General features: G+C 51.5%; 20 protein-coding genes. 1 reads left to right on the forward strand and 19 read right to left on the reverse strand.

Translation table 11 applies throughout. The annotated features are described in order from the left end of the window. Positions 1-15 precede the first annotated feature (15 nt). The 7 genes from E6W40_RS19025 to E6W40_RS19055 all read right to left on the reverse strand — a co-directional run bounded on the left by E6W40_RS19025 (position 16) and on the right by E6W40_RS19055 (position 10,881). The gene (locus tag E6W40_RS19025) at positions 16-678 is read right to left on the reverse strand and encodes an MOSC domain-containing protein (RefSeq protein WP_136607215.1); all 663 of its coding nucleotides are present in this window, start codon (positions 676-678) and stop codon (positions 16-18) included. Between the two features lie 102 nt (positions 679-780). Further along, positions 781-1,566, reverse strand: a complete 786-nt coding sequence (locus E6W40_RS19030) for an SDR family oxidoreductase (protein WP_136607216.1) — start codon at positions 1,564-1,566, stop codon at positions 781-783. 414 nt (positions 1,567-1,980) lie between these two features. Beyond that, positions 1,981-2,490, reverse strand: coding sequence for a GNAT family N-acetyltransferase (locus E6W40_RS19035; RefSeq protein ID WP_136607217.1), 510 nt, complete (start codon positions 2,488-2,490; stop codon positions 1,981-1,983). Between the two features lie 62 nt (positions 2,491-2,552). Next, positions 2,553-3,779: an MFS transporter gene (locus tag E6W40_RS19040; RefSeq protein WP_136607218.1), complete on the reverse strand. Its 1,227-nt coding sequence runs from the start codon at positions 3,777-3,779 to the stop codon at positions 2,553-2,555. A gap of 250 nt (positions 3,780-4,029) precedes the next feature. After that, positions 4,030-6,126, reverse strand: coding sequence for a molybdopterin-containing oxidoreductase family protein (locus E6W40_RS19045; protein WP_425464948.1), 2,097 nt, complete (start codon positions 6,124-6,126; stop codon positions 4,030-4,032). Positions 6,127-6,433: 307 nt separating this feature from the next. After that, positions 6,434-9,709: a DUF5722 domain-containing protein gene (locus E6W40_RS19050; protein ID WP_136607219.1), complete on the reverse strand. Its 3,276-nt coding sequence runs from the start codon at positions 9,707-9,709 to the stop codon at positions 6,434-6,436. A 341-nt stretch (positions 9,710-10,050) separates the two neighbouring features. Then, entirely contained in the window at positions 10,051-10,881 is an 831-nt protein-coding gene (locus tag E6W40_RS19055; RefSeq protein WP_136607220.1) for a formate/nitrite transporter family protein, read from the reverse strand. A gap of 297 nt (positions 10,882-11,178) precedes the next feature. Here E6W40_RS19055 and E6W40_RS19060 point away from each other — a divergent pair, with 297 nt between their 5' ends. After that, entirely contained in the window at positions 11,179-11,832 is a 654-nt protein-coding gene (locus E6W40_RS19060; RefSeq protein WP_136607221.1) for an SDR family oxidoreductase, read from the forward strand. Positions 11,833-11,917: 85 nt separating this feature from the next. Here the strand turns inward: E6W40_RS19060 and E6W40_RS19065 are convergent, their stop codons facing one another. The 12 genes from E6W40_RS19065 to E6W40_RS19120 all read right to left on the reverse strand — a co-directional run bounded on the left by E6W40_RS19065 (position 11,918) and on the right by E6W40_RS19120 (position 24,202). After that, positions 11,918-13,549: a formate--tetrahydrofolate ligase gene (locus tag E6W40_RS19065; protein ID WP_136607222.1), complete on the reverse strand. Its 1,632-nt coding sequence runs from the start codon at positions 13,547-13,549 to the stop codon at positions 11,918-11,920. Between the two features lie 128 nt (positions 13,550-13,677). Then, positions 13,678-14,154 (reverse strand): glutathione peroxidase, encoded by a 477-nt coding sequence (locus E6W40_RS19070; protein ID WP_136607223.1) that lies wholly within the window; start codon positions 14,152-14,154, stop codon positions 13,678-13,680. Between the two features lie 110 nt (positions 14,155-14,264). Continuing rightward, complete coding sequence (locus E6W40_RS19075) at positions 14,265-15,293, reverse strand: LLM class flavin-dependent oxidoreductase (RefSeq protein ID WP_136607224.1); 1,029 nt, start codon at positions 15,291-15,293, stop codon at positions 14,265-14,267. A 193-nt stretch (positions 15,294-15,486) separates the two neighbouring features. Continuing rightward, positions 15,487-17,037 (reverse strand): DEAD/DEAH box helicase, encoded by a 1,551-nt coding sequence (locus tag E6W40_RS19080; RefSeq protein ID WP_136607225.1) that lies wholly within the window; start codon positions 17,035-17,037, stop codon positions 15,487-15,489. 134 nt (positions 17,038-17,171) lie between these two features. After that, positions 17,172-18,842 carry an ABC1 kinase family protein gene (locus E6W40_RS19085; RefSeq protein ID WP_136607226.1) on the reverse strand — a complete coding sequence of 557 codons (1,671 nt, stop codon included), beginning with the start codon at positions 18,840-18,842 and terminating at the stop codon, positions 17,172-17,174. A gap of 1 nt (position 18,843) precedes the next feature. Beyond that, positions 18,844-19,197, reverse strand: a complete 354-nt coding sequence (locus tag E6W40_RS19090) for a phasin family protein (RefSeq protein ID WP_136607227.1) — start codon at positions 19,195-19,197, stop codon at positions 18,844-18,846. Positions 19,198-19,267: 70 nt separating this feature from the next. Further along, positions 19,268-19,906 (reverse strand): ThuA domain-containing protein, encoded by a 639-nt coding sequence (locus E6W40_RS19095; RefSeq protein WP_136607228.1) that lies wholly within the window; start codon positions 19,904-19,906, stop codon positions 19,268-19,270. A 244-nt stretch (positions 19,907-20,150) separates the two neighbouring features. Further along, positions 20,151-20,969 (reverse strand): uroporphyrinogen-III synthase, encoded by an 819-nt coding sequence (locus E6W40_RS19100; RefSeq protein WP_136607229.1) that lies wholly within the window; start codon positions 20,967-20,969, stop codon positions 20,151-20,153. Positions 20,970-21,042: 73 nt separating this feature from the next. Further along, positions 21,043-21,573, reverse strand: coding sequence for a DUF2062 domain-containing protein (locus tag E6W40_RS19105; protein ID WP_136608146.1), 531 nt, complete (start codon positions 21,571-21,573; stop codon positions 21,043-21,045). A 135-nt stretch (positions 21,574-21,708) separates the two neighbouring features. Continuing rightward, positions 21,709-22,767 (reverse strand): GerAB/ArcD/ProY family transporter, encoded by a 1,059-nt coding sequence (locus E6W40_RS19110; protein WP_168928985.1) that lies wholly within the window; start codon positions 22,765-22,767, stop codon positions 21,709-21,711. 35 nt (positions 22,768-22,802) lie between these two features. Next, positions 22,803-23,018 carry a hypothetical protein gene (locus tag E6W40_RS19115; RefSeq protein ID WP_136607231.1) on the reverse strand — a complete coding sequence of 72 codons (216 nt, stop codon included), beginning with the start codon at positions 23,016-23,018 and terminating at the stop codon, positions 22,803-22,805. Continuing rightward, the gene (locus E6W40_RS19120; RefSeq protein WP_136607232.1) at positions 23,015-24,202 is read right to left on the reverse strand and encodes a Ger(x)C family spore germination protein; all 1,188 of its coding nucleotides are present in this window, start codon (positions 24,200-24,202) and stop codon (positions 23,015-23,017) included. Before E6W40_RS19120 ends, E6W40_RS19115 begins: the two co-directional genes overlap by 4 nt. Between the last annotated feature and the right edge of the window lie 6 nt (positions 24,203-24,208).

Genomic DNA, 24,208 nt, shown 5'->3' on the forward strand with positions numbered 1-24,208 from the left:
AAAGTATTCTGGACCTTAAGTCTCCTGCAGCCACTCGGTAAACGATTCCTTCACATTCGCTGCCAGCGCATCCACTTCGAGCATCCGCTTCAGCTGTTCCCGGTCCGCCTGGCGGCGGCCAAGGGACTGCTGCTTAAGTACGGAAGCCACCGTAACCTGCATGGGGTCGGAAATCCGTTTCACAATGACAGATTCATTGCTTAAGCGGCCCTCCTGCAAAATGCGCAGATAAAAGCCGCTGTATCCGGTGTCCAGTACCCGCGCCGGAAAGTCCTTGACGGCATGCTTGCTCGAAATTTTAAAGCATGGAAATCGCGGCTGGCTGACCTGTACGACAACTTCTCCAATCTCGAAAATATCTCCGATGCAAACCTCAGTCTCAAGTAATCCCGTCACGGTCAGATTCTCGCCGAAAGCGGAATAATCCAGCTGCTTATCAAGCTGATTCTCCCAGTAAGCGTAATGTTCATAGGGATAGACGCACACAGCCTTATCGGCACCGCCGTGATGTTTGAGATCCGCCTGTCCGTCTCCATCCATTTGCGTGCGCCCCACGAACACTTCCCCTTGAACAGGATGCTTGTATATACCGGTTGTCAGCGGCTTGCCCAAATATTCCACCGTAATAGGCTTGCCGGTATTAACGGACACGATGCCGTACCTGCCGTTCTCCTCCATCCTTTATCCGTCTCCTTGTATGTATTGTTAAATCCCATCATACCAAAAGGTGACTGAACATAACCGGATTCATGCAAAATCTATAACAATCAGTGCCGAAGGCTATAGGGCTTCAACCAGCCCGCCGTCGACCACAAGTGTACTGCCAGTAATATACGTGTTGGCTCCGGACAACAGAAAAACGACAGCTTTGGCAAATTCCTCAGGCTCTCCGTAACGTCCGAGCGGAATTTCCTGTTGTGACTGATCTTTCATCTCCTCGGCCGTTATGCCCTTCGCTTCGGCTTTGCTTTCATCCAGCTTCTTGATTCGATCTGTGGCAATTCGGCCAGGGGCTACCGTGTTCACCAGTATCCCGTATTGCGCCAGCTCTTGCGACAGGGTCTTGCTCATACCCGCCACACCTGTACGGAAGGTGTTGGAGAGTATAAGTCCAGGAATCGGCTGCTTGATCGAACTTGACGTTAGATTGACGATATGACCGCCTTTTTCCTTCATATGAGGCAGCGCGCAGCGAATCGTGCGCACGTAGCTAAGGAGATTCAGCTGGAATGCCTTCTCCCAATCCTCGTCCGTAAAGGATTCAAACGTACCTGATGGCGGGCCGCCAGCATTATTGACCAAAATATCGATATGGCCAAATGTTTCGGCTGTATACCGGATCAAGCCTTCTACCTCATGCGGAATCGTAATATCCGCCGCGTAGTACTCGACTTGCCCGCTGCCGAGCTGCTGCAGCTCCTGCTGTACCGCCTCGAGCTTATCGTCGCTGCGGCTGCTGATCATCACATCCGCTCCCTCTTTCACAAGCTCTGCGGCAATGGCCTTGCCCAGACCTTGGCTGGAGGCGATGACCAGCGCCTTTTTGCCTTGAAGATGCAAATCCATCATGACAACCCCTTTTCCTAATATATGAATTATAGTTCTTTTATTTTTATTTGGAATGCTGCTATTTTCCCTAATTTTAAAAAAGACAGTTAACTTACATTACACTTCTTCCCTTGGGGGCAAACAGGAAATTTCTGCAAACCGGGTCTGCGTCCTGTTGTAAAAAGAACCTTCATTTCGTGTAAGGTCCATCCATCTACTCTATTCAATTAAGAATAAGTCCGTCACTGAAAAATATCAAATTCCGGTCATTTATCCATAAAATATAGCGTCCAAAAATTCTTCATTTCCCCGACCTTCGACCTAAATTGCTCCGGACAAAAAAACCACCCGTCAGATAATCGTAGCCGGGCGGTTCTATGATGATTTTAGTAAGAAGGATGCAGGCCCTAGTCCCCATTCATACAATAAGAATTAATCCTTTTTCCCATCCAGAAAAAAGCTCATCCAGATGTCATCGACGTACCTGTCTCCTATCCAAAATTCCTCCATCAGACGCCCTTCCTCCACAAACCCGCATTTGCGATAAAAGGCTATAGCGCCAGGATTGGTCGATAGGACACGGAGCCTTAGCTTCAGCTTCCCTTCTTGCGCAGCCCATGTCTTGGCCGCCCCAATCAATCGTGCGCCGATCCCTTCACGCTGATATGCCGGATGCACGGCAATGTTGATCTCGTACACATGTCTGTTGCCGGACAGGTTCGTCGGATGACGGAAGCCGACATACCCGCACAGGGTCCCATCCGCTTCAGCCACGAGCTGCGACGCCGGAGGACAATGCTGAAGGAAATCCTCCCTGGATGGCCAGAGCACCGGCTCCGGAGCTGTCCGGTCTGTCCATACCAGCGCATCGATGTCCATCAGAGCCTGTGCATCCTTCATTTGGGAAAGCCTGATCGTAAGTAGCTGCTCATGAAGCTTCATGGTTCACACCTCTTTTTCAGGAAACTTGCAGCAACCCGGCCGTTTGCCGGAAATGTCCCGTATTAACTGCTTAATGATTCGGCCAACGCGCGTTCGGCCGCTCTGTTCCGCACCGAGTGAATGACGAAGAAAACAACGGCAACAACAGCGATGACGATGGAGAGCCAAGCCACCGGCTCAAGTCCTCCCTGGTCATATAGTATACCCATGAAATAAGGCCCGACCATGCGACCAACCGCGGTCATGCCGCCTGTCAGACCGATATAGAACGGAGCTGCCTTAAAGGCATGATCCGATATAAAGGCAGGCACCGCTGGAGATATGAGCATTTCTCCCAAGGTGGCGAGCACCATCGCGAGCACCATCCCGGAATAGCTTGGAAGCAGCAGAATGACGATGTAGGCTGCCAGGTAGAAGATGCCGCTTGATGTCATTTGCGACGATGACTCTTTGGCAAACCAGCGTTTGATCAGCGTCGTCACGGGCTGCGCAACGAAAATCAATATCCCGTTCAGTGTCCAAAGGAAGCCGTAGGAGCTCTTGTTCATACCCTCGGATATAATATGCGGCGATACCCCTGTGTTCCAAATCGAGTTACCAAACCACAGAAAGAGAGATCCTAAACCCAAATATAAATAAATCCGCGTATTGCCAAGCAGCGCTGGAATGCCGTCCTTCGCATCGGTTTTGACCTTTTTCTCCAGGTGCACAGGTCCATCCTGCTTGTCCAGCCGATTCAGATAATTCAGGAAGAACATCGCGAATACGGCGGAGGTGACCCCGTTCAGAACAAAGGTTAAATGGTAGGACACATCGGCGAGAAAACCGCTGAGTGCCGTTCCGAGCGCCACACCGATATTATTAGCTACATAAATCACATTGAACAGCTCTCCCCGCCGGTCGGCAAAACGGAAACCGACAAATGCCTGAATGGCCGGCATGGAGACGGCGTTGCAGAGTCCGATAAAACCCATCATCACCATATATATAACCCAGTATGAGCTGATAAAAGGCAGAGTGAATAGTCCAAGCGCATTCAGCGCTAACGAGCCGACGATAAGCTTTTTCACCCCTACACGGTGATAGAGCGCCCCGCCAAGCAGCTGTCCGATAATGCCGCCAAAGGCCTGGATCATCACGACCAGTCCCGCATCCGCCATACTTCGTCCCAGCTCGTCAAAAACATACATTGTGGTGAGCGGCCACATCAGCGATCCACCGGCGGAATTGATTAGGCTGGCTGCGAGAAAGATTTTGACTTCCTTCGGATAGGATTGCAAAAATTTCATATATTTTTTTCTCCTGTTATGCAAATCAATTTCATAATACCTAAAGCCGCTTCAATCAAGGCTATATATAGATCCAAACGGTTTTAATGGTTTATATATAGCTTCAATTTTATCGTTTTCGTGAGTTCTGAAATTGATTTATGCAAATACTATTGAAGACACTAAAAGCCCCGAGGGGCTTTTAAGATCATATTCAAGGTTTATGTCCCTGAACCAGTATCCTTCATAATTGAAGTCCCGGCAATAGACCTCACTGACGCTTTACTTGGGCAACGGTAGAAAAGAAAGTGGCTCCGCCGCCCATGTCTGCCAGCCTGTCAGGGGTCAAGGCATTGGCCCGCTGCTTGCGGCCTTTGCCATCCCACCATAATCCCTGGCTGATGACGGTCCCCGGCAGCATCTTATCCGTGACCATGGCCTTAATTTCCAGCTGCCCGCGCTGGTTATAAATAACAACCGGGTCGCCATCACTGATGCCGCGCTCAGAGGCATCCTCCGGATGGATCTGCAGCTGCGGCTCTTTTTCCAGCCGCTGATGCTTCTCTACATTCGCAAAGGTGGAATTCAAAAAGTTATGGTTGGGTGGCGAGATGAACATGAGCGGATAAAGATCGTCCTTACCCGGACGGCTGACACCGTCATATCCTTCATGCAGCGGAACATATTCCGGAAGCGCGGGCATACCGGCCTCCTGCATCGCTGCAGAGTACAGCTCTATTTTGCCTGAAGGTGTGCTCAGCCGCTCCAGATACGTTTCTTGCGGAGACATGTCCAGCTTCACGAAACGCTTCTCTTTTAATGCTTCGAGTGTTACGCCGTTCAAATAAGGATTCGCTGGATAATCGAGCGCACCGGCAATCATCTCTTCCGGAGATTCGGAAAAAGCCTTATCGTCCAGTCCCATCGCGCGACCCAGCATTGCGAATAACTCCACGTTTCCCTTGGACTCCCCTACTCTTTCAATAACCGGCTCCTGCAGCTGGATATAATGATGCCAGTATGAACCGTACAGATCCGTCGTCTCGAAGGTCGAGGCCGCAGGCAGTACGATATCTGCGTATTTGGCCGTATCCGTCATGAAGAGATCATGCACCACCGTAAACAGGTCCTCCCGTGCAAAACCTGCTTGTACCCGCTCTGTATCCGGTGCGACAACCAGCGGATTGCTGCAATAGACGAATATGGATTTAACCGGCTCTTCCACCATTTCCAGCGCTTCTCCGATCCGGTTCATACTAATGCTGCGCGCCTGCTGGCTTGGCCGCAAATCCGGCCGTTCCAAATAGCTGCTGTCCATGGCATTATAGCCGCCGTTGGTTTTAACCGCTCCGCCACCCTTTTTCAGCCATTGGCCGGTCAGAGCCGGCAGGCAGGAGATGCTGCGCACATTCATGCCGCCATTGTCATGATGCTGAAGTCCATTTCCTATCGCGATATAAGAGGTGGAGGCTTCACCGTACATAGATGCCAGTTTCTCGATATCTTCTGCCGGTACTCCTGTGATGGCCGAAACATGGGCAGGTGTATAGCTCTTGACATGCTCGCGAAGCTCTTCATAACCTACGGTGTAACGCTTCAGAAAAGCTTCGTCCGTCCGTCCATCGCGGAACAGGATATGCATGACGCCAAGCGCAAGTGCCGTATCCGTTCCCGGGTAAAGGGGAATAAACCAATCTGCCCACTGGGCAGTGCGGTTTTTATGCACGTCGATGACAATGACCTTGGCGCCGCGCTTGCGCGCCTTCTCGGCATAGACCACCTGGTGCATGTTCGTGCTCATCAAGTTGCCGCCCCAGACGATGATCAGATCGGCAAACTCCGTATCCTCCGGTGACGTCCCGCCCTTAAAGCCCATTGTATATTTCCAGCCGGCATTGCCGGCAGCATTGCATATTCCCTGATCCAGCTGACTCGCACCCAGCGCATTGAAAAACCGCCGGTCCATGCCGTCTACGCTGAGGATGCCCATATTGCCGTAAAAGCTGTAAGGCAAAATGGACTCCGGTCCATATTCCGCGATCAGCTCGCGATACCGGCCTGTGATTTCATCAACAGCTTCCTCCCAAGAAATGCGGGTGAATTCACCCGAGCCCTTCGGTCCTGTCCGTTTCAAAGGGTATAGAATACGTTCATTATGATAAATCCGCTCTGTCATATTACGAACCTTGTTACATATGGCTCCCTGCGTCACCGGATGTTCCGGGTTGCCTGTCACCTTCACAATTTTACCATCTTTCTTATGCAGCAAGAGGCCGCATGTGTCCGGACAATCCAGCGGGCAAACCGCCGGAAACACGCCATCCTTCTGTTCAATCATTCCCGCTCCACTCTCCTCTGAATTTCCCATGATAACATGCTCTTCTTTCATCTTAATCGGCAGAGGAAAAATGCGCAAAGAAAATCGAATGATGTTGTTTCACTTCTTAAGCATCAGGGTAATCATCAAATAAGAGCATAAAGCATGGGACATTCCTTTCGTTCCGCCAGCTATGCCATATCATGGACCACTCCCAAAAAATTCGTCATGTTAAAGTTTCGTTCCCCCGAACTTTATCATGGCGAATTTGTTTTTATGCCGTTGAAGGGTGTATCCATATGAAAAAACCGGCCGCTTCCTTGAGAGCGGCCGGTTTTTCCTTTTCTGACTCCAGCGTTTATTGGGTGTAGCCGATATAATCCAATTGGAATTCCGGCTGCCAAGCCATCGTATTGCCGACGGCCCGAAATCCGATTTCGATGGAGGCGACTTGCCCCCTGCCGCCCCAATCCGCGATGCTGCCTTCGATCCGACTCCAGGAATCAGGAGCCGAAGGCGCGGCAATGGTTTTCGTCGACCCGTCGCTGGCGGTCAGGATCGCTCTTGTCTCATACGTGGCGTTCGGAACGCCGCCGTACGAATCGATGTAATAGAAGAAACTCGATGCTTGGGACATATCGATCGGAGTGGCCGGAGTTACCTTAACCGATTTCCATTCGGTTGCCGCCACCGCCTCTGCTTTGACATTCAGCGCATAGCTTCCGAGCTTCGGCGTGCCGGGTCCATTCGGAAACGTCTGCACCGGCGCTGCCGAGCTGACACGGGATGCGCCGCTCCAGCCTTCCGCACTGTTCTCGAAGTTATACAAGACCTTCTCGCCCGCCGGAACCGTTCCCTCGCCATTATCTTTCACCGTGGCGAGGGTTTTCACGATCTCGGTGCTCCGGTATTGAAAGGTCACGTTTACGCTGCCTTGCGCAGGCGGCGTGTACTTTTCCACCGTCAGCGTGAATGTCTTCGAGTCCCCCGGCTTGATCTTATTCACGTGAAGCTTGTCGGAAGAGAACTGGACGGCCTCCGAAGTCACCTGGATGTTCCCGGTCAAATCCTTGCCGTCATAGTTCGAGACAGTCACATCAAGCGTCGAGCCAGCCTGAAGGCCATCCGCCCCAAGCTTCGGAGCGATATCCAGATTGACTGTGCCCCCCTGCCCGTTCGCAGACTTGGCGAACGAGACGCTATCGATCAGGAAGGATCCCTTCCATCGATCCGTCGTCGGCGTATTCATCCATACCTTGATCCGGTCAACGGATTTCAGCCCGGACCAGCCAGACAGGTCCATCGACACATACTCCCATTCTCCCGGCTGGTTCAGAGCCACCATGCCTTCAGCAGACTGCGCTCCGCTGTACACCTTAATCTTGGCGTAGTATGGCTTTTCCGCTGCCGCATCATTGACCTTCAAAGCAAGGTTAAGAGCAGGCGACTTTGTCGCATCGACAACTTTGGCAAGCTTCATGTCCGCCCCGCGCCACATTTTGCCGATTTCATCGAAGTTGACCTGTAAAGCCCCTTTACCTTCATAGGCGGAAACCTTCGTCTGTTGGATGCTGCTGCTGTTATCCGCCAGCGTCCAGTCGCCCGTTCCATTCTCAAAATCCGATACCGGCACACCGCCCTTCTCCTTCTTAGGCAGGCTCACCGGAGATGAGAACGGTACGGCGCGGTCGGCAAGCGCCTTCGCATCAAAGTTTGGAATGACGTCGTTCCAGGACTGGATACCGATGATCTTCTTAGCAAAATCCGTGGCTGTAAGCGACTGGGCCGTATCGATGTCGCGGAAGACGTTATAAATGACCTTCTTCTGATCCGGTGTCGCGATTTCGCCCTTCAGGTTGGTCCAGAGTCCGAGATTCAGCCCGCCCTCTTGCGCATGATCGACATGGCGGTGAAGGATGAACGAATCGATGCCGTCCAGGAATTTGACTTTATAATACGCATACGCATAGGCTGCGGCCTGAATTTGCTGCGATTCAAGGGTATTGTCGAGACTGTGGAAGCCCTGCTCGGACAGGATGATCCGGCGCGGCTCCCCGTTATAAAGATAGGCCGGCTGACGCAGGTAGTCGACCAGAACCTGCAAGTTCTTGAAGGTAATCTGCTCCGTATCGAACGAATCGGTGGCTGCCTTGTCATTCCAGAATCTCGGCTCCATCAGGTTCTCCGGATAAGGGTGGAACGCCATATGCCAGGGAATATCACCCTGCTGCTTCAAATCCTTGGACAGGAGCTCGACCAAATCCTTGTTGTCGTACTTCCATACCGAATCCGAAGGCAGGTTCGTTTCCCAAAAATGATCCAGTGATACGTATACCCGGCCCTGGCTGTAATTGCTGCGTACGATGGTGTCCGTCAGGCGAAGCGTACGCGCGTAATCTTCAACGTACTCATAGATGGTTTTCGGCCCCATGTTGTTCCAGGTTTTGTTCTCACCAACCTCGTTCCCCACGATATAATTCACGGCTCTTCCATAGGCTTCATCCGCGCGCGCGTACCGCTCTGCCAGGAAGTTCGTAACGGCGCTGTAATACCCGACGCCTTCGGCCGTCTTCGTATTTACGGCATACACCGTTCCGTTCGGCTCCGAATCGGGGTGGATCAGAATGCTGTTCGGCGTATCGGGATCGAGATTACGGTACATGATCAGAATGAGCGACACGATCGTATCGTTGTCGGACAGGCTTTTTACCCGTCGATCCAAATCCAACACGGTGTTTTTCTTGAAGTAGTAGGTTTTTCCCTGGAACTCATACGGAATCGTATTTTCCGGCTTGCTGTTCTTCAGGTAGAGCATCTGATCGTATGCGACGTTAAGCGCCGCATGGCTGATGCCCAGATCCTCGGCATCATCGGTGAACTGGACCTGCAGGCCCTTTTTGCTCTTCGCTTCCGGGAAATCGTAAGTGTTCGGTGCTATGAGTTCGGGATTCACGATATACTGCGGGGCATCTACCCATTGCAGCTGGCCCCCGCTTTCCACCGCAACGCCGAATTTGGAATACAGCCGGCTGTGATTGGCATCCTGCAGCGGAGCTTCGAATGCGAAAGAAGCCTCAAGAGGACGAGAGTCCAGCAGCGTTCGCTCCGCATCCGGCTTCGCCGGGTCGGCATACGTCGGCATCTCATAGAGCTGAAGCTGTCCGTCCGGATACTTGGTTACGATCTCCTGCTTGACCGTTCCTTTCAGCGCAATGCTGCCATTCGCGCCGATGGACGCCGTACTCAGGCTGCCGATATAGGCAGGCGGAAGATCGGGCATCTTTTTGAACTCCAGACCGTCGATCTGTACGGCGCCGCCTTCCCCTGCCTGAAGGACAGGCTCGAGCCGGATGCTGCTGAGCGTTCCCTTCCACGCCGGCTGGCTAGACAGATTGAAATCATACGTTGTGAGGGCACTGTTCGGTGTCAGCTCGAAGATTTGGGATTTCTCTTCGCTGTATTCCGGGTCCTCAGCCGTTGTCCACGACACTTTCATGGCCGCCGCAGGCGTGGCATTCGCCAGCTTCACCGATAGCGCGTTACGTTGATCGAGAGACAGGGCGAAATTCCCCGACGACAAGACATCGCCCGCCTCGCCAAGCTGCCATTGCAGCTGCCCGCCGGCAAGCAGCACTTCCTTTCCTCCCGGCCTCGGCCTATTTCGTGCCTGTCTGATCATTTCGTGCTTCTAGTTTGCATGCAAGCTTAGACCAGTACACAAAGTATACTTTTTAATTTTTTTAAATATACAATATTATGTAAAAATTAAATTATGTATGCTTATATTAATCTTTTGCCCAAACAAATGTAAACGGTACCAAAATCCTATTTTTGAAAAACTGGAAAGTCATAAAAGCCTGTCCTTTTTCGTAAACATGCCTGCGAAATCGTGATCCTACATACCAAAACAACACAAAAAGAACCGGTTCGCCCCTTACAGAGCTGAACCGGTTCTTATGCTTAAGCGTCCATGTCCTATGCGTGCTTGCGTATTCCGGCCGGCTTGGCACCGGTAACTTCCTTCGCAGTCGCCGGCTTGGCATCACGCAGGTAGGAAGTCCAGTACGCTGCAGCCACAAATACGACACCGCCGACGAGATTGCCGAGCAGTACGGGAATGAAGTTCATGAAGTAATCGCCCCATGTAAAATGGCCTGCGAAAATTGCTGCCGGAATCAGGAACATGTTCGCAACAACGTGCTGAAAACCAATGGCGACAAAAGCCATGGTCGGAAACCAAATCCCCAGAATTTTACCGCTCAAGCTATCCGACGCATAGCACAGCCATACAGCCAGTGCCACCAGCCAGTTGCACCCGATACCCGAGACAAAAGCCTGCAGGAAGCTGTCATCCAGCTTATGCCCTGCCATATCCACCAGTTTATCCAGATAAGGGCCGCTTTCCGTAAGCCCGTTCACATGACCGAAAAAATAGGCCACAAACAATGCGCCGACAAAGTTGGCTGCAAGCACCAGCACCCAATTTTTCAAAAGCTCGAGCGTCGTGATCTTCTTCGCCATCCGGGCCAGGGATACGACCATCATATTCCCCGTGAGCAGCTCGCCGCCCGCAAGGAGCACCAGGATCAGCCCGGTGGGAAATACAGCAGCCCCAATGAATCCGGCGAAGGATCCCCATTCTTTCGGGGCGCTTGCAATGACACGGATATCCAGCAAGAACCCTAGCGCAATAAACGCGCCGGCCAAAAAACCGAGTACCAATACGGATAACAGCGGATTATGTGCCTTCTTGATTCCTGTCTCCACGGTGAGTTCAGCAATTTGCTGAGGTTTGTAGGAAGCCATAATGTCCTCTCCTTTGCATACACCTATAGAAGCCTTAACTTATTTAAAATTTAATCTGCACAGATTTGAACGAATCAGGCATTCGGTTATATTCTTTTGGTCTGCTCTTCATTTTTATTGTAATGGAATACATAATTTTATTATGTGAAAATAATCACATAATAGTTGCAATAAGGAATATTCTATCTATGAGGGCCCTAAAATATATGATTTACATGATTGGTTTTTGGCAAAAGCCCTTTCTATGCTTAAAGGACAAGTCAGGATGGGTAAAATGGTCATGGAGGTGTTGAAGCGATGACAACGGTATTTGTAGCAGGTGCCCACGGCCAGACGGGCGGGAGAATTGTCAAAGAGCTGGTAAAGGCGGGCTATGAAGTGCGCGGGCTGGTGCGGAGCGCCGAGCATCAGCGTAACGTAGAGGCAGTCGGTGCCACTGGCTATCTGGGTGATTTATCCGAGTCGTTTTCCGATGGAATGAAGGGGGCCGATGCCGTAATTTGCGCGGTTGGTGCCGGAGCCAATGGTGATCCCGAGCATGTGGATCATGTGGGAACCGTAAGATTGATCGAGCAGTGCGTGCTGGATAAGATTCCCCGGTTCGTTCTGATCAGCTCTATGGGCACGATGAACCCGGAGGAAATGCCTTCATTCCTCAAGCCATTTCTCATTGCCAAACGCAAAGCCGAGAAAGTGCTTGAAGAGAGCGGTATGGTGTACACCATCATCCGGCCGGGAGGACTGACCAATGAGCCGGCGACCGGCAATGTCATGGCTGCACCGCGGCTTGCCGAATCCGGCCGCATTTTCCGGGATGATGTGGCCGCTGCTGCCGTTCTTTCCCTGGGCATGGATGAAACCCGGAACCAATCCTTTGATTTGGTGGCAGGTATGGAACCTTTGGAAAAAGCACTCACGAGCCTCATCAACACAGGCAAATCAGGTGCGTGACAGGTAATTCATGCATCTGCGCTATAATAAAAAACCAGCCTTCGCTGCATCAACCATATGCAGAAAAGAGCTGGTTTTTTCTATCCTAGAACAATCCGGAGATCCGGCCGTCTTCGTCGATGCCCATATGTTCCGCAGCAGGAGACTGAGGTAGTCCAGGCATCGTCATAATGCTTCCGGTCTGCACAACGGCAAATCCTGCGCCTGCAGACAATGATATCTCCCTAACCTGCACGGTAAAGCCTTCCGGTGCTCCCAGAAGACGCGGCTGATCCGAGAACGAGTACTGGGTTTTGGCCATACAAACAGGAAGATTCCCGTATCCAAGTCTCTCAATATCCGAAAGACTCCGCAAAGCCGAAGGAGAATAGGATACTTCTGCGCCCAGGTATATTTCCCGGACGATCGTTCCGATTTTGGAACGGATATCCGTTTCGAGGTCATACAGCGGTCGATAGCTGGACTCTCCCTCCCCAAGCAGCTTGACCAGGGCTTCCGCAAGCTCACGGCCGCCTGCGCTGCCTTGCGCCCATACCTTCGACACAGCAGCAGTGACATGTAATGCACGGCATTCCGCAAGTACACGCTCGACCTCTTCAGGCCTATCATCGGCAAAATGATTCACCGCCACCACAACCGGAATGCCAAACTTCTTCAAATTCTCCACATGCCGGTTCATATTGGCAAGTCCGTCTGCAAGCTCCTGCATACCTGGCTCATGCAGTTTGTCTTTAGCGGCCCCGCCATTATATTTCAGGGCTTTGACTGTCACAACCAGCACTGCAGCTGACGGATTGAGACCCGCCTGGCGGCATTTGATATCCATGAATTTCTCCGCACCGAGATCTGCACCAAAGCCGGCTTCGGTAACTACAATTTCACCGAGCTTCAAGGCAAGCCGCGTTCCGATGACGCTGCTGCAGCCATGGGCAATATTGGCGAACGGTCCGCCGTGAACGATCACCGGAGTTCCTTCCAGTGTCTGTACAAGGTTTGGATTGATTGCATCCTTCAGAAGGATGGTCATGGCCTCCACGGCCCCCAGCTGGGAAGCAGTCACAGCCTCCCCCTTCTGATTGTATCCGATAATGATCCGGCCGAGACGCTCCTTTAAATCACCAATACCTTCGCTCAAACAGAGCACAGCCATGACTTCCGAAGCGGTTGTAATCAGAAAGCCGCCTTCACGGACAACGCCATTCCCATCACCGAGTCCTGTAACTATGCTGCGGAGACTGCGGTCATTCATATCCATGGCCCGCTTCCAGACGATCCGCTGCGGATTCAGCTGCAGTGCATTTCCCTGAAAGATGTGATTATCTATCATCGCCGCCAGTAAATTATGCGCAGACGTAATTGCATGCAGATCACCCGTGAAATGTAGGTTGATATCCTCAGCCGGAACAATCTGCGCTTTACCGCTGCCTGTGGCTCCGCCCTTCATACCGAAGCATGGACCAAGTGAAGGCTCGCGCAAAGCTGCCACCGTCTGATGCCCAATCGCATTTAGCGCTTGGGCAAGACCGATGGTCGTTAATGTCTTCCCTTCCCCCGCCGGTGTCGGACTCATTGCCGTGACTAACACCAGCTTACCGTCCCCGTTTGCTTTTACGCGGTTCCACAGAGATGGACTGAGCTTAGCCTTATATCGTCCGTACAGCTCCAGTTCCTCTTCTTCCACACCGATCAAACCTGCAACTTCCATGATTGGTTTCATGACCTGATCGTACCTCCTATGTATTTCTTTCAAGTCTTAACGTTCTATTACCGCTGAAAAAAGAGTCTGCCGCTTCCGGACAGACCCTTCTCCCTATTATTTTTAAAAGTTGTATTCATGTTGCTCTTTTAGAGCAGCTGTTCGATTGCGCCTGTCATGGCCTCCGGAGCTTCCTTCGGTTCAAAACGGGCTACCACCTCACCGCTCTTGTTCACCAGAAACTTTGTAAAGTTCCACTGGATATCGCTGCTCTCTGTATCCCCAGGCTGTTGATCCTTCAGGTACGTAAAGAGTGGATGGGCGTTATCCCCGTTCACATCAACTTTTGCAAAAACAGGGAAGGATACACCATAGTTCAGCTGACAGAATGAAGCGGCATCTTCGCTGCTCCCCGGCTCCTGTGCTCCGAACTGGTTGCATGGGAATCCGAGAATGACCAGTCCCTGCTCCTGATAACGGTCATAAAGCTTTTGCAGATCGCCATATTGCGGCGTCAAACCACATTTGCTCGCTGTGTTGGCGATGACCAGCACCTTCCCTTTGTAATCCTCAAGAGAAACTTCCTTGCCCGCCGGAGTGGCGGCTGAAAACGTATAGACAGACATTTCCATACCCCGCTTTCTTGAAAATAGTATATATCTGCTCCGGACTACCAACCGGACCCGAGTTTTCCCGTTCTTCTTCCATCATACACCAGTGATAATCAAGTGCAAGTTTACGACCTGTTTGTCCGCGCCTTTTTTGAAATTCCGAAGGCCTCGGCGATCAGACGGAATGATTTGACCTTATCTTCAAACCGGTGAATGATGCTGGCGACCATCACTTCTTCCGTACGGTATTCTTCGCATAAGCTTTCAATCTTCCGTTTGATCTGTTCAGGGGATCCCACAATCATCCGCTTACGGTTCTCCTGCATACGCATCCGGTCGTACGGTGAATATGAATAATTCAAGGCTCTTTCAATGGAAGGGGTGCCTCCGGAAGTCCCACCCTTCTCCAGCATCAGCAATGACAGGTCCATACTGGAGGCCAAACGGTTCGCCTCTTCTTCGGTTTCAGCGCAAACCGCAAAAATGGCCAGCAGCGATCTCGGTTTATCCAAAACTACAGAAGGTCTGAAGTTTTCCTGATACCAGCGCATCACTTCTGCCCCGCCTGAGCCATTGATAAATTGTGCGAACGCAAAGCCTGTGCCCTGCTGTGCCGCAATGCCGGCACTGCCGCCGCTGGATCCGAGCATCCACATCTCCGGAATGGTTTTGACGAGCGGCGTAGCCACAAGTCCCGCAAACGGATGTCCCGGGCTTAAAGTATCCGTCAGATAGGCACTCAAATCAGCAATCTGCTCTGCATAACGGTCCACATTCCGCATCTTCCCCTCCTGCAGAGCCCGAGTTGCGAGCGGCATGCCGCCTGGAGCGCGACCAAGCCCAAGATCAATTCTTCCCGGGTACAAGCCTTCCAAAACGCGAAAATTCTCCGCAACCTTGTAGGAGCTGTAATGCGGCAGCATGACACCGCCGGAGCCGACGCGGATCGTGGAAGTGACGGCGGCCAGATGGGAGATCAGTACCTCTGGGCTTGACCCTGCGAGATTGGGAGAAAAATGATGCTCTGAAACCCAGAAGCGGTTATAGCCCATACGTTCGGCTTCCTGAGCCATTCTACCGGTTTGCGCCAATGCCTCCACTGGCGAACTTCCCTCGGAGATGGTCGATTGATCCAAAATGCTAAGCTTTATCATGAGGCTTCAAGACCTTTCGTTATAGATTGTTTCATTATTGTAGTCTATGAGCAATCGCGGGATGAATACACCAACACCAGTCAATAACCATCATTTCAAAATAAAGTTATCATTAAAACCGGTATTTACCCATTCTAAAGACAGAATCAAACAGGGAGCGCCTGCAAGAGGCTGCTCCCTGTTTGATTTGGTTCTATGATCTGCGGCCTGGGCCACCCCGGCGTCCAGAAGTGGAACCACGTCCACCCCGGCCCTGTGCCGGTGATTCGCCGCGGCCTTGACCGCGGCTGCCGGAGGAACCACGATTGGAGCCTCCGCGTCCTTCCCCGCCCGTGCGGGAAGAAGAAGTCTGTGGTTTATCATCCCGGCGGGAGCGTCCCTGACTTGGACGGCCTTCGCTGGCCCGCCCTTCATCACGGCGACCTCCGGTTGATGCCCGTCCTTCATCACGGCGCCCCCCGGTTGATGTCCGCCCTTCACCACGACGGCCTCCCGTGGATGTACGCCCTTCGCCTCGGCGGCCGCCAGGCACACGTCCCTCACCACGACGGCCATCCTTTTCATTACGGCTGCTTCTGCCTGCAGCGGATGAACGAGATGCACCTCTGTTCTCCACGATCTCGCCGGACTTTTCATAATGGCTGCGCTCAATGGCGAATTGGATGCCCTGCTCAATACGCTGCAGCTCACCCTTATCTCTCGGGGCGACAAACGTAATCGCCATCCCCTTCTCCCCGGCACGCCCTGTACGGCCAATCCGGTGAATATAGCTGTCTACCTCAAGCGGAATATCGTAGTTGAATACATGGGTAACGCCTTCCACGTCCAAACCTCTTGCCGCCACGTCCGTCGCAACCAGAAGCTGAAGCTTGGCTTCGCGGAAACGCTTCATGACCTGTTCGCGCTTTGCTTGCGACAAGTCTCCATGCAGTTCATCCGAGGCATAGCCCGATTCCAGCAGCGCGGCATTGAGTGTTGAGGCCCGACGCTTTGTACGGCAGAAAATGATAGCCAGATAAGGCTTGTTCGACTCAATCATGGATATGAGAGCCTGTTGTTTATTGCGGTCCGAGACCTCTACCACAAGCTGACGGATATGCTTCAACGGTACAGGTGAATTTTCCACCTTGATGGTTACATCTTCAGCATCCCGGGTATAGAACGACGCTAACTGCTTAACTTCAGATGGCATTGTTGCACTAAAGAGCAGTGTCTGACGCTTGTACGGCAGAGCCTGAATCAGCGTTTCCACCTCGTCGAGAAAGCCCATATGCAGCATTTGGTCCGCTTCATCGAGCACCAGTGTCTTTACGCCGCCCAGCTCAAGCGTGCCGCGGCGCAAATGGTCGTTCAGACGCCCTGGCGTTCCAATGATTAAATGCCGTCCGCCTTCAAGCTTGCGCAGCTGCTTGTCCACGTCCTGGCCTCCGTATACCGCCAGAATGCGCAGCTCTGTTCCACGGGACAGCTTCCGCGCCTCTTCCGTAATCTGCAGCGCCAGCTCACGTGTAGGCGCGATAATCAGTGCCTGAGGAAAAGCGCGGCTTGGATCCAGCTTCTGCATCATTGGCAGCAAAAACGCGAGCGTTTTCCCCGTTCCTGTCCGCGCGCGGGCAATCACGTCCCGTTCTGCCAGCAGCAGCGGAATCGTCTCCTCCTGCACCGGAGTTGGTACGGTAATTCCGTTCTCCTTCAGCGTTTTAACCCACTGCTCTTGTATGCCTAGCTCTGAAAAATTTGGCAAAACATCCACCTCATTAAGTTCTATTCATATTCAGGAGGATTCTGATTTCTGAGAAGTCCTCACTTATACATTTATTAAAATTGTTCTTCCATAACATTCCGGCCAAGTCATAATAATATAAAACATAAGTCCACTTAAAATTTTCCCGATTTAAAAATGGCGAACAACAGCCACAGCACCATGAAAAATGCGACACCAAACCCGATGCCGATAACCGGGAAATGCCACAGGATGGAGGACTGACGGTTCAGAGATGATCCGATAATCAGTCCCACCATAATAATGCTGAAAGCCAGCAGCACAATGCTGAAGGACAGCCTGTTGCTGATTTGATCCAGCTTCTTCATCAGCGATTCCAATTCAGGCACGTTGATCTCTACTTTGAGCTTTCCCTTGCTGATCAAGGCTGACAGCTGCCTCGCATGAGAAGGCAGCTCAAGCAGAGCCTCGGCCAGCCCGCTTGCACCTCCCAGCAGCTTGCTGCGCAAACGGCGTGCGCTGAACCGCTCCTTGACAAGCCTTCGGCCAAAGGGCTCCGCCATATCAACGATGCTGAGTGCGGGATCCAGCTTTTGAATGACCCCTTCCATTGTCAGCAGCGCCTTGCCAAGGAGCGTCAAATCTGGAGGCATCACGATTGCATGCCGCTGGGCGACCCCAAACAGATCATTCAGCGCCCTTCCAATGCCGATCTCGGCAAAAGGAATGTCATAGTATTCGTCACGCAGGACATCCAGGTCCCTGTGCAGAGCATCCATATCATGATCTTCAGGCAGCAGACCGAGGCGAAGAATCGCCCGGATCATACTGTCGGTATTTTTACGCATGAGCGCGATAATCAGTTCGGATAAATGATCTTTCATGTCTTCACTAAGCCGCCCGACCATGCCGAAGTCCAGGAAAGCCAGACTGCCATCCTTACGGATAAGCAAATTGCCCGGATGCGGATCCGCATGGAAGAAGCCCTCAATGAACATCTGATGCAGCATGCCATTTACGAACCGCTTTGCAATATCCTGCAGGTCGAAGCCGCCTTCCTCGAGCTTCTCCCGCTGACTGAGCGTCACGCCCTCCACATATTCCATCGTTAGGACGCGAGAAGAGGTATACTGCCAATAGATCGCAGGGATAAAAATATGGGAATCGTTCTGGAATTGCAGCGCGATTTTTTCCGTGTTGCGGCCTTCCCGGCTGTAATCCATTTCCGCCAGCATGGATTTGGAGAACTCCTCAACGAGCCTAACCATCTGATAACGCTTAGCCCATACCCAGCGTTTCTCCGCGAGCATGGTCAAATCCCGCAAAATGCTGAGGTCGCGGGTAATGGTCTGCAGCGCGCCGGGACGCTGGATTTTAATCGCGACTTCTTCCCCTGATTTCAGCCTGCCGAGATGTACTTGTCCGATCGATGCGGCAGCCACCGGAGTTTCGTCAAACCAGGAGAACATGTCCTCTACCGGAGCGTCCAAGTCCTCTTCCAGAATGCTTCGGGCATCACCCGAAGAGAACGGGGGAACCTGATCCTGCAGCTTGACGAGCTCCTGAATGATTGAATCCGGCAACAGATCGGAGCGCGTACTCGCAAGCTGCCCCAGCTTCACGAATGTCGGACCGAGATCCTCCAGTACCAGTCGGATGCGTTCCCCAAGCGTTTTGGTTTCAGGCGTCTCATGCGTGACCCAGCGCCGGGGAAGGGATAGCACCTGGAACAGTCCCAATTCCTCCGCCATGTAGCCAAAGCCATGACGCATGAGCGCCATGGCGATCTCCCGGTAGCGGCCGGTATGCCTGATGCGTACAGCCATTTTATAGGATGTCCGTTTCGATGTCCGCTTCCGGAACCTTTTCCCCGCCGTCCGCTTCGAGTTCCGCAATACGGTTTTCCAAGGTGGTAATGCGCTGTTCCAGGCTGGCTACATCATTTTCGGAAGGCACATGAAGCTCTGTTAAAATACGCTGGATTTGCTCCCGTAAAAAATCTTTGAATTGGGACTTTTCTTCTTCGCCGCGCTCCACAAGCCGGTCGACCAAATCCTTTGATTCCGTAGGAGCGAGTTCCCCCCGCTTGACCAGATCATCGACGGTTTTCTCGATTTTCTCCTTGCTGACAATGGTTAAACCCCATCCTAACGAGATTGCTTTTTTCAACAGATCACTCATGATTATTCCCTCCCAATGCTATATTTCCCTTATTATACCCTGAAATCTTTGCCAATATGAAATGGCCGGATCAGCCCGGCAGATGTGCGGCCCATTGGGCTGCCTGCAGAACAAGCTGTCTGATCTGCGGATTCCTGAAGGTCGGCTCATGGTGACCCGGCATCAAAAATACGACTCTTCCAAGTCCGTAATTATGCCTCCAAGCCGCAGGATGCCATGTATCACCCAGCTTATATTCCAGCAGCACCTTTCTTTCCGTAAACGGGCTGAGCTCGATCTGGAAAGGCTCCTCAGCCAGCTCGAATGGCTCGATGCCCTCTGTAATAAAATGTTCGCCGCTTGTTCTGAAGGATAGAGGCTGAATTGGACCATTTCCGTCAAAACGCCCTCCCATCAGCTGGGCCAGCTCATAACGCCGGTTTCCTAGAGACAGACCGTTATGGAGTACAAGCAGCCCGCCTCCCTGGCTGACATAGGAGAGGAGCCCTGAGGTTTGCTGCCTCGACACCTGCTCATCCCAGAGATCAAAATAACAGATGCAAAGATCAAAAGGTTTCAAATGCTCCAGCAACAGCAGGTTTTTGTTCTCGCTGCACTGTACCGAAATCACGTCGTTTAATATATGGCTGATTTGCTCGTCAATCCCCTGCAGGGGATGGAATTTGGGGTGGGTATAGTCCCCCAGCAATATGCTTTTTTTGTTGTACACGGTCTATTCCTCCTCTTTGGCGCACACCGGTCGTGTCTTTATGGTTATTCTATAGCATTCCACATTTCCGAAAAAAAACCTTCTTGAATCCATTCCATAACTCACTAAAACGATAAAATCGAAACTATATATAGACCAATAAAACCGTTTGGATCGATCCAAAATCAGGGGCAAATAAAAAAGAGATGCCGCTCTTTTCGCATCCCTAGTGTTGCAATACCAAAATAACCATTTTATTGAATTGTTACGCATCCTTTGTTTGAAAATATCGTGCCAGCTCGACCATCATACTGCCCATTCGCTCGTCTTCCGGAGGATACACCACCCGCATGATGCCTTCTTCCAGCAAAGCCTGAGCGGTAATTTTCCCGACAGCCGCCGCGATAACCGGTCCTTGAAAGGCGTGGACCATGTCCTCGAGATGACCCTGGCTGCGGGCGTACTCCGCCAGATTGCGAATCTGCGGTGCGCTCGTAAAAGCAGCTGCATCGATTCTTTGCAGGAGAATATCATTCAAAAGCTGCTCAAGCTGTTCAGGTTCCGGTGGAATATGCAGATACGGCAGTACCTTTCGCACCTTCGCTCCCTGTTCCACAAGCCAAGCCTCCAGCCGGGGTGCCGGATCGCCATGAAGCTGAAGCACAACATCCGCTCCTCGAAGCTCGTATTCCTCAAGACTGCGAATTAATCCGGATGTGCTGCCGTCATCATCGCGGACAAGCGGAGCAAGTCCTCTTTTACGGAGGGCATTGACGGTCTTGTAGCCCCGGGCGGCTATGGAGGATTTCTGCAGCGTCTCCAGATAATTCTGTTCCAGGCCCATATCGGCCGCAATCCCGAATAAAGCATCCAGCCCCATTCCGGTTGTCAGAATCGTCCATGCCGGCGGCGCCGCGATCCAATCCGCAAGGTCGCTTCGAACCTTGGAATCATCCAGAAATACGGTGCCCTGAGCCGGCCGGATCAAGGCTGTACCGCCCATTTTCTCCACGATCTTGACCATATCTCCCGCTTTGCGCGGGCCTGTTAAAGCAATCGTCCTGCCTGCCAATCGATTCGCCATATCGTTCCCCCTCTTCCGGAGCGCGTCTTGTTTTGAACAGTATACTTGACCGCGCGGAAGAGTGAAAGGAATTTTAGAGCGATGCGCCTGCTCTTTTCGCAAGACGATGCTTTTTTCGCTGATTGTAGAAATACTGGACAACGAAGTATGAAATAACGCCAAGCACCAGGCCAAACACCGACATGCCGATCAGCACATGCAGGCCACCCTGCAGCAAATGCCTGAAGATCGTAAAATCGCCATGCAGCAAATTACGCCATGCATGCTCCTCCATAGGCACATCAATCATTTTTTTCGGGAAGAACCATTCGCCAATTTTTTTTGCAAAAGGAAGAAGAACAATAGGCAGGAACGTCAGCTTGCCGATCACGTTGCCGATAATCGCGGCGGGGAGTGATCCTCCAGCCAGTCTGACGGTAGGATAAAAAATCAGATATACCAAGGAGCCGGTCGAGATCACGATCATCTCCAGCCCGAACCCGAGCGCAAAGCCGAGAGATACTTTTCTCACACCTCCCGGGGAGCGGAACAGTTTAATCATATTAAACTTGAGTTTCCGGGAAAATTTATGGAATACGTTATGCTTTTTACGTTTCTTTGTCATGTAATCACCCTTCATAGCCCAAAACGACGCCAAAGTCGTATGGGGAGCCGTACCATCAAGGCCGCCCTTATACGACATTGTATCATTTCCGCGCCCTTTTTTCTAACCATACCTTCCCGGTATGTCCCATAATATTCAGGCCTTCGAGGGGCGGTGAATCGCAAAGATCAGAAGCGGCAGCACGAGGATATAAAGCAGCCCGATCAGGGTCCACACACGAGTGAAATTAAACAGCTGAATAGAGTTCTGATAAAACCAAAAAGCGCAGCTGTATGCAAACAGCCCAATGGGAGCAGCCATCATTTTCCCGGATACCTGTGAGAGTATGGTTTTTAAGCCATAGCAGACAACATACAGACTGATCGCAAGGTTAAGCAGAACCGCCGGATACCAGAGCGCAACCAAAAACAGGTCAAATCGGTCCAGAAAATCGGTAATCCGCAGCTGGCGCACCAATTCATAAGAGGGATACATCATTCTTCCGGAAATATGGACGCCTAAAAGCAGCAAAGTCATCAGGACCAACAGCACCAGTATACCAAGGCTCAGCAGCAGGGAATACAGACCGTATTTAAACTTGTAATCCTTGCTGGAGAAAATAAACGGCAGAACCAGAATCTGCCCCACGTAAGAGAAGGATAACCAGCTTCCATGGGCCACACCTTTCCAGTCCACATAGAGAGTTGGCTGCATGAAGCGGAAATTGAAGTCCCGGAAAACGATAATGGGCATGGCTACGATAACGAAAATCATGATGGGTCCATACAGCTCCGTAATGCCGAGTACGGTTCTCACACCTCCTCTTGCAATGTAAATCGCGGTTGCTGTAATGCATAGGCCTATGATCAATATGGGGGTGATCGGCAGCAAAATCACATTGGTAAAATCGGTCATGATACGGATGTCTCTAACCAGAATCAAAAAAAAGAACAGTATATACAGCATTATAATCACTCTGCCGATCACGGGAAACCGGCTTGCCATGGATTGGAACAAGTCCTGGCCAGGAAAACGCCGTGAGCTTCGTGTGAGAAAAAACAGCATAATCAGGACAATCACTCCCCCAATCAAATAGGGCATATATGCATGTTGTTTCGCTACCATGATGATCTGGCTCGGCAAATTGATCATGGTGATATTGAGTACATAGGTGACACCGAGCAGCACAATTTGGCGTGGAGTAATTTTTTGCACAAACATCCCTCCTTCATCGGGTTCTTGCAAAATGGTTAGAACGGAACAAATGGGCCGAGCCATCTGCTGAGCCATACCGATCCATAAACGACATGCTTGACCTGCAGGCTGTAAGCGAATATGAACATGCCCGCGATCAGGATAATATATGTAAACCAGCGGTTGATTTTAGGAAGGCTTTGGATCACTTTGCGGTCCAAGAGCAGAATAATCACAGCCGACACGATGTAAATCAGCAAAATTCTAATCATTTTTTTATATCCTTATCCTTTCTGCCAAAGGGCTTATCTACCGCTCCGATATTTTCAACATGAATTCGGGCATTGACTACAACCTTAACGGTAGGAAATATCTCCTCCCAGTGATCCTTGATGCGCTGCCAGTCCTTCGGTTTTTTTTGCTGAATCGTTCGTCCAAAACCCAGAATATCGGAGTGATATCGATCCTGCAGCAGACGTATACCCGATTGGATCTGCGTAACAACTTCCTTGCTCGTACGATCCTCCAGCATACCCATGTTTCTCCCGCCGCCCAGCGTGTAATTGGTGTTGTTCTCTATAACAGAGCCCTTGACGAGGATATCTACATACATGGTGACGTTATTACCACGAATAACCGGTTTTAACTTTACGGTATTTTCCATAAACTTAACAGTAACAACTCCCTTCCCGTCTCTTCCCGGGACCAAAATATCCGGAGATGGCGCCTGATTCAGCGCCAGGTTCATCATCTTCGCTTCCTGTCCCTTCAATATGCCAACTAATCGATCTCCCTTAAACAAGGCAAGACCGGTAATTTGTATATTTTTCTTGTTCTTCGCGAGGTCCTCAGGTTCTACTTCCTGCAGCGAAATATACGGAAGGGAAACATCCACTCCATCGGATAGCAGCTCATTGGCCAGGTACTTGAGTGAAATGGGTCTTTTGGAATATTCATTCATCAGCTCCCGGATCATTTCGCTGGGGAACTGCTCCATGGGCGCTTCGGCATCCAGAATTTTGTACGCGGGTCCGGATGTTACTGCAACCAGGGAAGAGAGCCTGTTTTGAGGAATCCGGGCGAATTGATCCAGCATGGGACTAATCCCGCCTCGTGCAAAATCTTCACCCAGCAGCAGTGTCCTACGGTGGGCAAAAGACAGGGTTCGGGAGTTCCCTGACTGGACTTCCATGTTTGAATTACGCAGCGAAACACCCGTCTTGGACTCCAGGTAATAGGATTTGCTGCCTTCGGTGCCTCCGCCCCCGCCCTCACTCCCGGCTCCCCCCAAATTTCCCGGCAAAGCGATTTGGAGGGTACTTCGGTACAGATCCTTTTCCTTATCGACGGCTGATCCGATCACGAAAGCGACGTCATTGATTTCCTTACGGTCCCAGCAGCCGGCCAGTCCTATAGAGGTCATCACCAGCAAAGCTGCGATAACAGTCTTTTTCATGAGGCA

It is taken from the genome of Paenibacillus dokdonensis (genome assembly GCF_004916975.1).
In the GTDB taxonomy this organism is placed as follows: domain Bacteria; phylum Bacillota; class Bacilli; order Paenibacillales; family Paenibacillaceae; genus Paenibacillus_AQ; species Paenibacillus_AQ dokdonensis.